The 15,448-nt window shown below is 60.0% G+C and carries 12 protein-coding genes and 1 pseudogene; 4 read left to right on the top strand and 9 right to left on the bottom strand.

The window, feature by feature from the left end; all coding sequences use genetic code 11:
• Positions 1–35 precede the first annotated feature (35 nt).
• Positions 36–1,832: an acyl-CoA dehydrogenase C-terminal domain-containing protein gene (locus tag ACA069_RS26055; RefSeq protein ID WP_497615478.1), complete on the top strand. Its 1,797-nt coding sequence runs from the start codon at positions 36–38 to the stop codon at positions 1,830–1,832.
• Positions 1,833–2,042: 210 nt separating this feature from the next.
• The gene (locus ACA069_RS26050; protein ID WP_497615477.1) at positions 2,043–3,821 is read left to right on the top strand and encodes an acyl-CoA dehydrogenase C-terminal domain-containing protein; all 1,779 of its coding nucleotides are present in this window, start codon (positions 2,043–2,045) and stop codon (positions 3,819–3,821) included.
• A 227-nt stretch (positions 3,822–4,048) separates the two neighbouring features.
• Here ACA069_RS26050 and ACA069_RS26045 read toward each other — a convergent pair whose 3' ends face one another.
• Complete coding sequence (locus ACA069_RS26045; RefSeq protein WP_187680795.1) at positions 4,049–4,978, bottom strand: LysR family transcriptional regulator; 930 nt, start codon at positions 4,976–4,978, stop codon at positions 4,049–4,051.
• 169 nt (positions 4,979–5,147) lie between these two features.
• On the opposite strand from ACA069_RS26045, the pseudogene ACA069_RS26040 reads away from it, so the two are divergent.
• Positions 5,148–6,431, top strand: a pseudogene (locus ACA069_RS26040) (aspartate aminotransferase family protein).
• A gap of 196 nt (positions 6,432–6,627) precedes the next feature.
• Complete coding sequence (locus ACA069_RS26035) at positions 6,628–6,786, top strand: YqaE/Pmp3 family membrane protein (RefSeq protein WP_003228885.1); 159 nt, start codon at positions 6,628–6,630, stop codon at positions 6,784–6,786.
• A 110-nt stretch (positions 6,787–6,896) separates the two neighbouring features.
• On the opposite strand, the gene ACA069_RS26030 is transcribed toward ACA069_RS26035, so the two are convergent.
• The 8 genes from ACA069_RS26030 to ACA069_RS25995 form a co-directional block, all read right to left on the bottom strand.
• Complete coding sequence (locus tag ACA069_RS26030) at positions 6,897–8,705, bottom strand: S9 family peptidase (protein ID WP_497615476.1); 1,809 nt, start codon at positions 8,703–8,705, stop codon at positions 6,897–6,899.
• Complete coding sequence (gene pqqE, locus ACA069_RS26025) at positions 8,671–9,843, bottom strand: pyrroloquinoline quinone biosynthesis protein PqqE (RefSeq protein ID WP_497615475.1); 1,173 nt, start codon at positions 9,841–9,843, stop codon at positions 8,671–8,673. The genes ACA069_RS26030 and pqqE overlap by 35 nt, the downstream gene beginning before the upstream one ends.
• On the bottom strand, positions 9,815–10,090 hold the full coding sequence (pqqD, locus tag ACA069_RS26020; RefSeq protein WP_497615474.1) for a pyrroloquinoline quinone biosynthesis peptide chaperone PqqD: 276 nt from the start codon (positions 10,088–10,090) through the stop codon (positions 9,815–9,817). Before pqqD ends, pqqE begins: the two co-directional genes overlap by 29 nt.
• A complete protein-coding gene (gene pqqC / locus ACA069_RS26015; RefSeq protein WP_497615473.1) occupies positions 10,087–10,839 on the bottom strand; it encodes a pyrroloquinoline-quinone synthase PqqC in 753 nt (250 codons plus the stop codon). The genes pqqD and pqqC overlap by 4 nt, the downstream gene beginning before the upstream one ends.
• A gap of 132 nt (positions 10,840–10,971) precedes the next feature.
• A complete protein-coding gene (pqqB, locus tag ACA069_RS26010) occupies positions 10,972–11,883 on the bottom strand; it encodes a pyrroloquinoline quinone biosynthesis protein PqqB (RefSeq protein WP_497615472.1) in 912 nt (303 codons plus the stop codon).
• A gap of 81 nt (positions 11,884–11,964) precedes the next feature.
• On the bottom strand, positions 11,965–12,039 hold the full coding sequence (gene pqqA, locus ACA069_RS26005) for a pyrroloquinoline quinone precursor peptide PqqA (protein WP_003422658.1): 75 nt from the start codon (positions 12,037–12,039) through the stop codon (positions 11,965–11,967).
• 156 nt (positions 12,040–12,195) lie between these two features.
• A complete protein-coding gene (gene pqqF / locus ACA069_RS26000) occupies positions 12,196–14,610 on the bottom strand; it encodes a pyrroloquinoline quinone biosynthesis protein PqqF (protein WP_497615471.1) in 2,415 nt (804 codons plus the stop codon).
• A 38-nt stretch (positions 14,611–14,648) separates the two neighbouring features.
• Positions 14,649–15,443 (bottom strand): carbon-nitrogen hydrolase family protein, encoded by a 795-nt coding sequence (locus ACA069_RS25995; RefSeq protein ID WP_401268128.1) that lies wholly within the window; start codon positions 15,441–15,443, stop codon positions 14,649–14,651.
• Between the last annotated feature and the right edge of the window lie 5 nt (positions 15,444–15,448).

The following is a 15,448-nucleotide window of genomic DNA, read 5'->3' as shown; positions in this document are numbered from 1 at the left end:
GTAGGTTGGAGAAATCTGCTGACGGAGAAGCCACCATGCCCGACTACAAAGCTCCCCTGCGCGACATGCGCTTTCTGATCGACCACGTCTTCGACTTCCACGGCAACTACGCCGCCCTCGGCGCCCACGACGCCAGCCCGGACATGATCAACGCGATCCTCGAAGAGGGCGCCAAGTTTTGTGAGAACGTTCTGGCACCGCTCAATCGTAGCGGTGACGAAGAGGGCTGCCATTTCGACAACGGTGTGGTGACAACGCCTACAGGCTTCAAGCAAGCCTTCGCACAATACGTCGAGGGCGGCTGGCATGGTCTGGCAGCGGATCCGACCTACGGTGGCCAAGGTCTGCCGAGTTCGCTGGGGCTGGTGATCAGCGAAATGGTCGGCTCCAGCAACACCTCCTGGGGCATGTATCCGGGCCTGACCCACGGTGCGATGTCGGCGATACACGCCCACGGCACCGAAGATCAGAAAACCACTTACCTGAGCAAACTCACGGCCGGCCAATGGACCGGCACCATGTGCCTGACCGAAGCCCATTGCGGCACTGATCTGGGCATCATCAAGACCCGCGCCGTGCCTCAAGCCGACGGCAGTTACGCGGTCACCGGCAGCAAGATTTTCATCTCTGCCGGCGAGCACGACATGAGCGACAACATTATCCATCTGGTGTTGGCCAAGCTGCCGGACGCGCCGGCGGGCACCAAGGGGATTTCACTGTTCATCGTGCCGAAATTCCTCCCGGATGCTGTGGGCGAGGCGGGTGAACGCAACGGCGTTTCCTGCGGCTCGATCGAACACAAGATGGGCATCAAGGCTTCAGCTACTTGCGTGTTGAACTTCGACGGCGCCAAAGGATTTCTGATCGGCGAGCCGAATAAAGGCCTGAACTGCATGTTCACCATGATGAACCACGCGCGGCTCGGCACCGGCATGCAGGGTTTGTGTCTGGGTGAAGCGAGTTTCCAGGGCGCGATCAAATACGCCAACGACCGTTTGCAGATGCGTGCCCTGACCGGTGCCAAAGCCCCGGACAAACCGGCCGACCCAATCATCGTTCACCCCGACGTGCGGCGCATGCTGCTGACCATGAAAGCCTTCAACGAAGGCAACCGCGCGCTGACTTACTTTACCGCTCAACTGCTCGATACCGCGCACCTGAACAGTGATGCCGATGCGCGTCAGGAGGCCGAAGACTTGCTGGCGTTCCTCACGCCGATCTGCAAGGCCTTCATGACCGACACCGGGCTGGAAGTGACCAACCACGGCATGCAGGTGTTCGGCGGGCATGGCTTCATTCGTGAATGGGGCATGGAACAGTTGGTTCGCGATTGTCGGATTGCGCCGATCTACGAAGGCACCAACGGTATTCAGGCGCTTGATCTGCTCGGGCGCAAAGTGCTCGGCAGTCAGGGCAAGCTACTGCGCGGTTTCACCAAAATCGTCCACAAGTTCTGCGCGGCGAATGCCGGGCATGCGCAACTAGGCAGTTTTGTTACGCAGCTCAACGACCTCAACCAGCAGTGGGGCGACCTGACCATGAAGGTCGGCATGGCGGCGATGAAGAATCCGGACGAAGTCGGTGCCGCATCGGTGGATTACCTGATGTACAGCGGCTACATCATCCTCGGTTATCTGTGGTTGCGCATGGCGCTGGTGGCGCAGGCGCAACTGGAGGCGGGCGAGGGCGATGGGGATTTCTGTCGGGGCAAACTGGCGACGTGCGAGTTTTACTTCAAGCGGTTGCTGCCAAGAACGGCTGCGCACCGTGCGGCGATTGAGGCGGGGAGTGATTGCTTGATGAAGCTGCCGGCCGAAATGTTTGCGCTTTAAGGAAGATCAAAAGATCGCAGCCTGCGGCAGCTCCTACACGGGATCGCGTTTTACCTGTAGGAGCTGGCGAAGGCTGCGATTTTTCTGGTGACTAAAAATAACAAATCAGTCACCGGTTGACCCTATGTGTCGCAAAAGTTGTTGGGGTACACTCGGCCTCAATGAAAACACCCTTCCACGAATACCTGTTTAGATCTTGCGAGGTTTGCCATGGCTGACTACAAAGCGCCGCTGCGCGATATGCGCTTCGTCCTCAATGAAGTGTTCGAAGTCGCCAAACTCTGGGCCGAACTGCCGGCGCTGGCCGAGACTGTCGACGCCGAGACCGTTGAAGCGATTCTCGAAGAGGCCGGCAAGGTCACCAGCAAAAGCATCGCGCCCCTGAGCCGTGCGGCAGACGAAGAAGGTTGCCGCTGGGCCGACGGAGCCGTCACCACGCCGGCCGGTTTCCCACAGGCTTATCAGACTTACGCTGAAGGCGGTTGGGTCGGTGTTGGCGGTGATCCGCAATACGGTGGCATGGGCATGCCCAAAGCCGTTTCGGCCCAGGTCGAAGAAATGGTCAACTCCGCCAGCCTGTCCTTCGGTCTGTACCCGATGCTGACTGCCGGCGCCTGCCTGTCGATCAACGCCCACGCCAGCGAAGAGCTGAAAGCCGCGTACCTGCCGAACATGTACGCCGGCGTCTGGGCCGGTTCCATGTGCCTGACCGAGCCGCACGCCGGCACCGACCTGGGCATTATTCGCACCAAGGCCGAGCCTCAGGCCGATGGTTCCTACAAGGTCAGCGGCACCAAGATCTTCATCACTGGTGGCGAACACGACCTTACGGAAAACATCATTCATCTGGTTTTGGCCAAGCTGCCTGACGCACCGGCCGGCCCGAAAGGTATTTCGCTGTTCCTGGTGCCGAAGTTCATGGTCAATGCCGACGGCAGCCTGGGCGCGCGCAATCCGGCGAACTGCGGTTCTATCGAACACAAGATGGGTATCCAGGCATCCGCCACCTGCGTGATGAACTTCGATGAAGCGGTCGGTTATCTGGTTGGTGAGCCGAACAAGGGTCTCGCCGCGATGTTCACCATGATGAACTACGAGCGTCTGGGCGTCGGCATTCAGGGCCTGGCCACTGGCGAGCGCTCCTATCAGAACGCCGTCGAATACGCGCGCGACCGTCTGCAAAGCCGTTCGCCAACTGGCGCGCAGAACAAAGACAAAGTCGCTGACCCGATCATCGTCCACCCGGACGTGCGGCGCATGCTGCTGACCATGAAAGCCTCGAACGAAGGTGGCCGTGCATTTTCCACCTACGTGGCGATGCAACTCGACACCGCCAAGTTCAGCGAAGATGCGACCACGCGTAAGCGTGCTGAAGATCTGGTCGCCTTGCTGACGCCGGTGGCCAAGGCGTTCCTGACCGATCTGGGTCTGGAAACCACCGTCCACGGCCAGCAGATTTTCGGCGGCCACGGTTACATCCGCGAGTGGGGCCAAGAGCAATTGGTGCGTGATGTGCGCATCACGCAGATCTATGAAGGCACCAACGGTATTCAGGCGCTGGACTTGGTGGGGCGCAAGATCGTCGGCAGCGGCGGCGCGTACTACCAACTGTTCGCCGACGAGATCCGCCACTTTACCGCTACGGCGAGTGCTGATCTGGGTGAATTCACCAAGCCGCTGAACGACGCTGTCGATACCCTCGACGAGTTGACGGCGTGGCTGCTGGATCGGGCGAAAAACAATCCGAACGAAATCGGCGCAGCCTCGGTCGAATATTTGCAAGCGTTTGGTTACACCGCTTATGCCTACATGTGGGCACTGATGGCCAAAGCCGCGTTCGGCAAGGAATCGCAGGAAGATTTCTATGCTAGCAAGCTCGGCACCGCGCGCTTCTATTTCGCCCGTCTGCTGCCGCGCATTCACTCGTTGAGCGCGTCGGTGAAGGCTGGTAGCGAGTCGTTGTTCCTTCTGGATGCAGCGCAATTCTGATGCGATGACGTGATGTAAGCATTCGCTTACATCACGTGCTGCTGTTCTCCCATATGCGCGGATTGGATCCACGGCTAATCTACATTTCATGGACGTCGCGCAGGAAGCGCAAAGCAACAACAGGGACACGTAGGATTCTGCCAGGGTGGCGGAGTGAAATGGATGTCAGGGAAACAGTCTGCAAAGCCCCGCTTCGGCGGGGTTTTCTTTTGTCTGCAGAAAAGTTTTCAGGCCCGGGAATCCAGCGGCGGCGCGCCCTTGAGCGGTTTCTCTTCGCGCCCCATCACTTCTTCCAGCAATGTCCGCAGCAACGCCAAAGACGCCTGCTGACGTTGTACGTCGCGACACACCAAGCCCACCTTCAGCGGTACCCGTGGTTCGCTCAACGGTTTCCAGAGCAAATCCTCATCGTCGTATTCTTTTTGCGATTGGCCGGGCAGCACTGTTGCCAGTTTGGTGTGCGGCAAACTGTCGAGAATCCCCACCATATTGTTCAGCTCTGCCTGCACCTGCGGGCGCCGACCGAGGCTGGTCAATTGAGCCTGCCAGATCTGGCGAATCTGAAACTCTTCTCCGAGCAGCAACATCGGCAATTCGGCAGCCTGTCGGATCGAGACTTTCTTGAATTCACGCAACGGATGATCCGCCGGGATGACCAGCGTGAGCTCATCTTCATACAGCAGCACACCATGCAGCCCGGGCTGACGCGGCGGCAGATAGCTGATGCCGATATCCAGTGAGCCATTGAGCAGGCGCCGCTCGATCTCCAGCCCCGTCAGTTCATAGATCTGCACAACCAGATGCGGTTGCGCCTTGCGCACCCGCTCAAGCATTTGCGGGACGAGGCTGGTGTGCACCGTTTGCAGCACACCGATTGCCAACGTGCGCAGTGCCTGGCCCTTGAAGTTGCCCAACGCCTCCCGGGCCCGTTGCAAACCATCGAGCAATGGCAACGCGTGGTTGTACAACGTATGGGCGGCGAGGGTCGGCAGAAGGCGTTTGCTGCTGCGTTCGAACAGAGTGACATCGAGGTTCTGTTCGAGCTGGCGGATCTGCTGCGAGAGTGCCGGTTGCGAGATCGACAGGCGTTCGGCGGCCCGCCCGACATGACCTTCTTCGTAGACCGCGACGAAATAACGCAGTTGTTTGAAATCCATAAGTAATGCTTATCGAAAATGCTGGGAAATCGAAATGGCCCGGAGCCGTCAGTGCGCCTAGTCTAACCGCAATCACAAGGCTTACAGGGCCAGAGAGCGCGATGAATAGCGTTTGCTTCGACAGTGTTTGCATAGGCAGTTCAAAAAACCTCAAACGAGGTTTTTTCCAATGAATCTGTTCAGTTTGCGCCGCCCGGTGCCGAGTCTGGATGACCTCGCTTTCGAGGCCGATCAGCCTGCTGCTGGTGACAGCCTGAACGCCGAGCGGCTGATGCCCAGCGTCGAGCGGCCGCAACAGGTCTTCGTTCGTGGGCAGGGTTCCTGATTGTGGGACAGCAACGACCGCGCTTATCTCGACTTCTCTCAGGCCGGCGGCGCCAACAGCCTCGGTCACAGTCCGTCGGCGCTGGTCAAAGCCATCGCCAGTCAGGCCCAGGCGCTGATCAATCCGGGTTTCAATCTGCACAATCGCGGCATGCTCAGCCTCGCCGAACGCCTGTGTGCGAGCACCTCCAGCGATCAGGCTTATCTGCTCAACAGCGGCAGCGAAGCCTGTGAAGCGGCGATCAAACTGGCGCGCAAGTGGGGTCAACTGCATCGCGGCGGCGCCTCGCGGATCATCGTTGCGAAGCAGGGCTGCCACGGCCGTAGTCTGGCGACGATCTCGGCGTCGGACAGTGCGAACCTGCCCAACCGCTTCGCGCCGTTGTTGCCTGGCTTCGATCTGGTGCCATTCAACGATTTGCCGGCAATGCATGCTGCAGTGGATGCGCAAACCGTAGCGATCATGCTTGAACCGATCCAGAGCGATGCCGGCGTCATTCCCGCCACCGAGCATTACCTCAAAGGCGTCGAGCGTTTGTGCCGTGAGCTGGGCATCCTGTTGATCCTCGATGAAGTGCAGACCGGCATCGGGCGATGCGGCACCTTGCTCGCGGAACAGGCCTACGGTGTACACGCCGATATCGTCGTGCTCGGCAAAGGTCTCGGAGGTGGCGTGCCATTGGCGGCGCTGCTGGCGCGAGGCAAGGCGTGTTGTTTCGACGCCGGCGAACTGGGTGGCACCCATCATGGCAATGCGCTGATGACAGCTGCAGGGTTGGTGGTGCTCGACAGCGTGCAGGACCGGACTTTTCTCGAACAGGTTAGAGAAAACGGCCAGCACCTGTGCGAAGGTCTGGCGCGATTGGCCCACCGTTACGGCCACGGTGAACTGCGCGGTCAAGGTCTGTTCTGGGGACTGAGCCTGTCAGACGACTCTGCAGTTGCTGTCATCAATGCCGCACTGCACGAAGGCCTGCTGCTCAACGCCCCGCAAGCCAACTGCCTGCGTTTCACCCCGGCACTCACCGTCAGCAAAACCAATATCGATGAAATGCTCCTGCGTCTGGCCCGTGCCTTTTCCCGCGTGCGCACTGCGCAACTGCAATGCCGTAAAGGGATTGCCGTCTGATCCGAAACGTCCCACCCGAATTGAAGAACCGTCTCGCGGTATAACGCACGCCCCACGCCTGATTCTTTTGGCGTGGGGCGTTTTTTTGTGTGGGGTAGTGGCGAACAAATGGCGATAGCACTGAACCCTGACGAACGGCAAATGTCGATTAGCTTGTATGGCTCAAGTGAGCCAACCCCCAATCAGGAGCTGACCCATGGATTTCATTCGTATCATCATCGCCATTCTGTTGCCGCCACTGGGTGTGTTTCTGCAGGTCGGGTTCGGCGGGGCGTTTTGGCTGAACATTCTGCTGACGTTGTGTGGCTACATTCCGGGGATCGTGCATGCGGTGTACATCATCGCCAAGCGTTGAGTTCTGCAGCGCCAGATAGATTGCCTTCGCGAGCAGGCTCGCTCCCACACTGGATCTGTGTCGTTCACAAATCCCCTGTGGGAGCGAGCCTGCTCGCGAACGGGACACCGCTAATTCTGTGTCAACGTTAGCCCCATCACCCGCCGATAAAACAACCACTCCTGTTCCAGCGCATGCGCCTGATTCACCGCGCGGCGGAAGCCGTGGCGTTCATCGGCGTAGTAATGCGCCTCGACCGGAATGCCGTTCTGCTCCAGCGCCGTGACCATGTCGCGGGTCTGTTGCGGTACGACGACGGCATCCAGTTCACCCTGAAAGAAAATCACCGGCACGCGAATATTGCTCGCGTGCAATAGCGGAGTGCGAGCGGCGTAACGTTCGGCGTCTTGCTCGGGATCGCCGATCAGCCAGTCGAGGTAGTCGCCTTCAAACTTGTGCGTGGCTCGGGCAAGGGCCACCGGATCGCTGACGCCATAAAGGCTGGCGCCCGCACGAAACACCTGATGGAACGCCAGGGCGCACAGCGTCGTGTAACCGCCCGCGCTGCCGCCCCGAATAAATGCGCGATCACCATCGACCATGCCACGCTCGGCGAGATACGCCACCACCGCGCAGGCATCTTCGACGTCGACGTCACCCCAGCTCAAATGCAACGCCTGTCGATAGTCGCGGCCATAACCGCTGCTGCCGCGATAGTTGAGGTCGGCCACGGCGAAGCCGCGTTGCGTCCAGTACTGGATGCGCGGGTCGAGCATCGGGTAGCAGGCTGAAGTCGGGCCGCCATGAATGAACACCACCAGCGGCGGTTTCGCCTCGCCGCTCATGGCCGGATAAAAGAACCCGTGGGCCTCGCCCGCAACGCTGGGGTAACGCAGGGTTTGCGGGCGGCTGATGCGTTCGGCGGGCAACGGTGCAACACCGCCGGCCAGCACTTTGACTGCGCGGGATACGCGATCAATGGCGATCACCGCTGAAGGACTGATCGGCGACGCGGCGATGCAATAGATGAATTGCTGATCCAGTGCCAGATGACGAAAGCGGCTGTAGTCGCCGGTAAAGTCTTCGCCGTCGAGCGCCAAACGCCCAAAACCACCCTCGCTCCAACTGGCCAGGTAAGACTCACCAACGGGCAGCCAGGTGCAACCGCCTAGCTGCCAAGGCGCGGGTCCATGATCGGCTTCAGCACTTGGCAAAGGCTGAAGGCCATTCGATGTATCAATCCACGGTTGCCAGAATCCGCCACGATCGGTCAGACAATACAAACGGCCTTCAGCATCGAAACGCGGCTGTTGAATGGATTCCTCAAATTGTTCGCCCGCCACGCAACGGGGCGCCGAAAAATCACCTTCGGCCACCATCAACCGAGTCGACGTCCAGGGCTGATGCGGGCGGCTCCACTCGATCCACGCCAGACGCTGGCCATCAGGACTTACCGTCGGTGCGGCGTAAAAGTCCGCCCCTTCGGCCAGCAGATGACGCTTGCCGTCAGCCAGATCAATCGCCACCAGCCGATGCGTGTCGTGTTGTTCCTCAACCGCCAACACCTGGCCATCGGCAAAATGCAGATCGCCATAACGGCACTCGCCCGACGTCAGCGCCTCAGGCTCGCCATCCAGCGTTTGCCGATACAGTTGCTGATCCGCCTCGCCGACGAAAACTACCCCGTCAGGCGTCAGACAAAACGCGCCACCGCCATATTCGTACACCCGACTGCGCACGCTGAAACCGGCCGGCGTCAGACATTTCGCCACGCCGTCACGCCAGTGCCAGATCCGGCACGCGGCATCTTCGGGACGATATTCATTCCAGAACAAACCGTTGGCACCGAGCTGCAGTTCGGCGAAATCCATCCCGGCGGCGACGGCTTGAGCGGCGCTGAAAGGCTCAGCCTTTAGCGATGAGGCGTGAGTTTCGTTCATTACGGAAGGCCAGTTGTTCGATGGTTTGAGTAGCGTGTTCGGCTTCCTCGCGGGCCTTGAGAATCACGCCGTGCTGTTCGGATTTGCTGCACACCGGGTCAGCGTTGCTCGCGTCCCCCGTGAGCATGAACGCCTGGCAGCGACAGCCGCCGAAGTCCTTTTCTTTCTCGTCGCAGGAGCGGCAAGGCTCGGGCATCCAGTCGTAACCGCGAAAGCGGTTGAAGCCGAACGAGTCGTACCAGATGTGCTGCATGCTGTGGTCGCGCACGTTGGGAAATTGCACGGGCAGCTGTCGGGCGCCATGACAGGGCAGGGCAGTGCCGTCCGGGGTGACTGTCAGAAAGATGCTGCCCCAGCCGTTCATGCAGGCTTTCGGGCGTTCTTCGTAGTAGTCCGGGGTGACGAAAATCAGCTTGCACGGATGCCCTTCGGCTTCCAGTTTGGCGCGGTATTCGTTGGTGATGCGTTCGGCGCGCACCAGCTGTTCCTTGGTCGGCAACAGACCGACTCGGTTGAGCTGCGCCCAGCCGTAGAACTGGCAGGTGGCGAGTTCGACGAAATCCGCCTCGAGCGCAATGCACAGCTCGATGATGCGGTCGATCTTGTCGATGTTGTGCCGATGAGTGACGAAGTTGAGCACCATCGGATAGCCGTGGGCCTTCACCGCACGGGCCATTTCCAGCTTCTGCGCGAAAGCCTTTTTCGAGCCGGCGAGCAGGTTGTTCACTTGCTCGTCACTGGCCTGAAAACTGATCTGGATGTGATCGAGACCAGCCTTCTTGAAGTCGCTGATTTTCTGTTCGGTGAGGCCGATGCCCGAGGTGATCAGGTTGGTGTAGAAGCCCAGTTTGCGAGCTTCAGCAATCAGCTCGGCAAGATCCTGGCGCACCAGCGGCTCACCACCGGAAAAGCCCAGTTGCGCCGCGCCCATCTCTCGCGCCTCGCGGAATACCTTGATCCACTGCTCGGTGCTCAGCTCTTTGCCCTGCTCGGCAAAATCCAGTGGATTGGAGCAGTACGGGCATTGCAGCGGGCAGCGGTAAGTCAGCTCGGCGAGCAACCACAGCGGCAGGCCGACCTCAGGCTTGGGCGGCACTTTTTCCGATGAATCAGGCAAGTTCGATCCAGTGCTGCGCACGGGCAACCTCCATGAATTGCTCGATGTCTTCACCGAGTTCAGGCACGCCGGGGAACTGTTTGTCGAGTTCGGCAATGATCGCCGCGACATCGCGCTCACCGTCGATCAAACCGCCGATCAGCGCAGCGCTTTCGTTGAGTTTGATCATGCCTTCGGGGTACAGCAGCACGTGGCCTTTTTGCGCCGGTTCGTACTGGTAACGGTAGCCGGTACGCCAGGTCGGGGACTTGCTGCGATCGAAACTCATAAGGTGATTCCTTTATGCCAGACCCGTTGTTCGGTCACGCTGTGGTACGGAGGGCGGTTCAGCTCGTAGGCCATGCTCATGGCGTCGAGCATGCTCCAAAGGATGTCCAGTTTGAACTGGAGAATTTCCAGCATGCGCTCCTGGCCATCGCGCGTCTTGTAGTGCTCCAGCGTGATCGCCAAGCCATGCTCGACATCGCGGCGCGCCTGACCGAGGCGGGTGCGGAAATATTCGTAACCGGCCGGGTCGATCCACGGGTAATGCTGCGGCCAGCTATCGAGGCGCGACTGGTGGATCTGCGGCGCGAACAGTTCGGTCAACGAGCTGCTGGCAGCTTCCTGCCAACTGGCGCGGCGGGCGAAGTTGACGTAGGCATCGACGGCGAAGCGTACGCCGGGCAGCACCAGTTCCTGGGAGCGCAATTGATCCGGGTCGAGGCCGACCGCTTGACCCAGGCGCAGCCAGGCTTCGATGCCGCCGTCTTCACCCGGGGCGCCGTCGTGGTCGAGCAAGCGCTGAATCCACTCGCGACGGATTTCGCGATCCGGGCAGTTGGCGAGGATCGCCGCGTCTTTCAGGGGAATGTTCACCTGATAGTAGAAGCGGTTGGCGACCCAGCCCTGAATCTGTTCGCGGGTTGCGCGGCCCTGATACATCGCCACGTGGTACGGGTGATGGATGTGGTAGTAGGCGCCTTTGGCGCGCAGGGCCGCTTCGAATTCTGCGGGGGACATCGGTTGGTCGGTCATTGCGGTTCTCCGGGGAACAACCCTAGAAATCTTTTTTGTTTGCACTGGCCTCTTCGCGAGCAGGCTCGCTCCCACAGGTTGATCGCATTCCAATGTGGGAGCGAGCCTGCTCGCGAAGGGGGTCTCAAAGGCTTACAGCACAATACTCATGCCGTCATACGCCACTTCAACATCACGCCGCGCCAGTTCTGCGCGCTCCGGCGAATCCTCGTCGAGGATCGGGTTGGTGTTGTTGATGTGGATAAGCACCTTGCGTTGCTCGGGAAGCTGTTCCAGCACTTCGAGCATGCCGCCAGGGCCGTTCTGCGCCAGATGGCCCATCTCGCGACCGGTGCGAGTGCCGACGCCACGGCGCTGCATTTCATCGTCGTCCCACATTGTGCCGTCCACCAGCACGCAATCGCTGCCGGCCATGATTTCCAGCAGTGGCGCGTCCACCTTGCCCAGGCCCGGCGCATAGAACAGCTTGCCGCCGGTACTCAGGTCTTCGACGATCAGGCCGATGTTGTCGCCCGGATGCGGATCGAAGCGGTGCGGCGAGTACGGCGGCGCGGCACTGCGCAATGGCAGGGGAGTGAAACGCAGGTTCGGGCACGCAGCGACGGTGAAGCTTTGATCGAGTTCGATACGGTTCCAGTCCAGCCCACCGTTCCAGTGTTTGAGCATGGTGAACAGCGGGAAACCGGTGCTCAGGTCTTCGTGAACCATGTCCGTGCACCAGACCTGATGCGGGCAGCCTTCGCGCAGGCTGAGCAGGCCCGTGGTGTGGTCGATCTGGCTATCCATCAGGATGATCGCGCTGATACCGGTATCGCGCAGCGCACGGCCCGGTTGCATCGGAGCGAAGTTCTGCAGTTGCGCGCGGATGTCTGGCGAGGCGTTGCACAGCACCCAGTTCACGCCGTCATCGGAAATCGCGATGGACGATTGAGTGCGGGCCTTGGCATTCAGGCTGCCGTCGCGAAAACCGGCGCAATTGACGCAGTTGCAATTCCACTGCGGAAAACCGCCACCGGCGGCCGAACCCAGAATCTGGACGAACATGAACGCTCCATCATTTCAACGCTGAAAATAAAACGCCCCGGCGAGCCGAGGCGTTGCACTGCAAGTCTGCGTGGGCAGAACTCAGCGGCTGGCGAAGTACATGGTGACTTCGAAGCCGATACGCAGGTCGGTGTAAGCCGGTTTTGTCCAGGACATAGGGTGTCTCCTTCGGGTGGGTGGGATAGCGCTGTCCATAGGTATAGTCCACGGCAGCGCAGGGATGTTCCAAATAGTTAGGCGGCTATGTTACTCAAAATTTCAACACGATTGCCTGTGAATCTTTGAGAAAGCTCCTTGCAGCCTGAGTAATGATCAGTTTGCCGCTTGCCATGGTTCGCCGGGCATAGCGTCGCTGGCAAGGCAGAGCCAGCCACCTTCGGCGTTGTTTAAGCGCTGTGCGGCTGCCAGCAATGCCGGACGATCCAGTTGGCCAATCGCGGCGAACAATTGCGGCAGATAATCCGACGAATGGTCCGCGAGTCTGGCCTGCCACAGCAGTTCGGCGGAGTCTTTGGTCGACAGATTTGTGTCATTGAACTGATCGATTAGCGATTGGTGTTGTTGGCTGAGACTGGCGTCATCCAGGGTTTCAATCAGCGCCGGAATGCCTTGGAGGAATTGCTGAATTTGCCCGAGCAATGCTTCCGGTGTGGCTGTTGGCGATTGCACGCCGAACAGCAACCCGGTCTGCCCGTGCATTTGCCGCACACCACTGAACACCGCGTAACCCAACTGCAATTCGACGCGCAGGCGCTGATAGAACGGCGTCTGGCACAGTTGCGCCAGCAGGCGCCATGCAGCTTCGTCGGCGATTTCGCGGCTGGCGGTCGGGCAGAACAGCAGCAGCGAGTGTTCGCTGGACGCGGTGTCGATGTGGCTCCACAGGTGTTGGCCGTTGATGGTCGACGGAGCAGGCAATTGATTATCAGGGATGCCAGGAATACGGCTCAGGGCCAGCCCCATGGCAGATTGGGTTTGCGCGCTGAGGCCTAGCGCCAGGCCATCCCAGCGGGAAGTTGTCCACAGATGTTTGGCATCGGCGCAAGTTGGCGTTGAGGCCAAACAATGTACCGGCAGCGCCTTGAGCAACTGGCGGATCGGCATCAACGGCGTTTCTGGCTCGCCTCGCACGGCATCGGCGTCAATTTGCGTCAGACATTTCAGCGCGTGCTCCAGGACGATGGGTATCGGCTCTTGCAGGCCGGTGAGTTTCAGCAGCCATTGATTGCCGGTTGTGCCGAGCGACAACTCGACCCCGGCCTGACGTGCGTCGTCCTGAGTTTCCCGAAGGCTGCGATGCAGTTGCGCTTGCAGGTCAGCATTGGCTGCTGCCTCCAATTGCCAGCGCAGATAAATCGCGCCTTCATCACCGTTGTCCGGCAATGCCTGACTGAACTGCATGGGCGAGTGTTCGCGACGGCCGCGCGAACGATCCTGAGCAAACGTGCGCAACCCACGGTGGGCGCTGGTCTGGCCACGGATCAATCCGGCGTTGGCCAGTGGTTCATTCGCACGCAAGAACGGATTGGCTTCAGGCAGGCGCCAGTGGCTGCTGAAGTTATCCACAGTGCCGATTTCACCAAGGATTTGCTTGAGGGCCGACACGCCGGCGTCGGTCAGGCCACTTTCGAGCCGTTCGATATCGATACGCGCCAGCTGCAACGCGCCGCTGACTTGCTGCTGACGCTGAAGCAGGGCTGCGTATTCCTTACGCAGCGGCGCCCAATCCTGCCGTGCAAAGAAACTCAGCCAATCGCGCACTTGTTCGCCAATCGCGCTCAACGATCCGGCAGGCGCGCTGAACTGCAGATGCAACAAGGCTTGCCGGGAGAAGTGATACAGCGGCGCTGCTTTCAAGCTGTCGGCCAGATTTCCGGCCTGTAAGTACGCGAGCAAACCACCCGGTTTGGCGCTGTTGAGCCAATGACAGAGAAACGCCATTGCCTCGGCAGAGGCGTCGGGCAACGCGTCGAAGGCAAACAACAGATTGCAGTACTGCTCGCCGACCTGTTGATAACTTTTCACCGCCAATGGCGAGGTGGCTGCCTGCGGCGTTTTATCCCCAACCGGCAGCATCGCAGCAAATTGCTCTGCCAAGCTGCGCAACTCTTCAACACGCTGCGGCCCAACCAGGCTCAGGGTCATTTGCGCGGTGCGATAGAAGCGCTGATGGAAATCTGTCAGCGCCAGCTGAAACGACGGTTGCTCGACTTGCAGCGTGTCGCGGTTCCCAGCGTGAAAACCGCGCAACGGATGTTCCGCCGACAATCCCTCGTACAACGCAAACTGCCGCTGAGCCGTCGGATCTTGCGACCAGGCGACGAATTCCGCCTGCAACACTTCCCGTTCCCGCAACTGATCGTCCGGATTCATACGCGGGTTGGCGAGCATGTCCGACAGACGTTCAAGCCCTGCACCGAAAGACTGCGTCGGCAACTCAAAGAAAAAGTCCGTGGTGCGCTCCCGAGTGCTGGCATTCACCTGCCCGCCATGACGCTGCACGTAGGCCATCAGCCCTTCATTCGCAGGAAAACGCTCAGTACCGAGAAACAGCAAATGCTCGAGGAAGTGCGCCAGCCCCGGCCACGCCAACGGCACATCATGGCTGCCAGCGGCCACCCGTAAGGCGGCGGCGCTGCGCTTGAGTTCCGGTACATGACGCAGGGTCACGCGCAAGCCATTGGCCAGGGTTTCAGTGTGGGGACGAGGGTGGGTCGGCGCGGGCATGGGCACTTCCAGAACAGTGAAGTGCCAATGCTAGCGGATTAGCGCTTGTTCAGCGCGCCGTAAAGCTCGGGGCGACGGTCGCTGAGGTAGCGATTAGCTGCACGGGAGTCGACCATCAACTGCCGATCGAGCTCGCCGACGATCAGCGCTTCATCCAGTCCGGCCTGAGCAATACGGCTGCCGTCCGGCGCAGCGATACTGCTTTGCCCGCAATAGTGGATATCGCCTTCATGGCCGCAGTAGTTGGCGTAGGCCACGTAGCATTGGTTTTCGAAGGCGCGTGAGCGGACGGTGACGTCAGCGACGAAATCGAACGGGATCATGTTCGCCGTCGGCACCAGAATCAGCTCGGCGCCTGCCAGGGCCAGACGTCGGGTGTTTTCCGGGAATTCCAGGTCGTAGCAGATCAGGAAACCGAGCTTCCAGCCATTGAGTTCAACCACGGGAAATGCGTCTTCGCCGGGGCTGAACATCGACCGATCCAGATCGCCGAACAGATGCGTCTTGCGGTAATTGCACAGGCGTTCGCCGTGCGAGTCGATCAACTGCACGGCGTTGTAGATCTGCCCGTCAGCAGTACGCTCGGGGTATCCGTAAACAATCGCCAGGCCGGCAGACTTGGCGATCCGGCCGATCTGCTGAGCCCATTCACCGTTGTAAACCTCGGCCAAAGTGCTGACCGCCTCGGCGCCGATGTTGTAGCCGGTCATGAACATTTCCGGCAGCACCAGCAGGTCGGCGCCCTTGGCCTCCATCGCCAACTGATGCAGGCGTTGCAGGTTGGCGGCGGGGTCCAGTGGCAGCGGCGGACATTGGTAAAGGGCTACACGCATCAGGG

The sequence above is a fragment of the Pseudomonas sp. LBUM1652 genome (assembly GCF_059716105.1).
The sequence above is the reverse complement of the archived record's forward strand: the minus strand, read 5'-3'. Positions and strand labels throughout refer to the sequence as shown.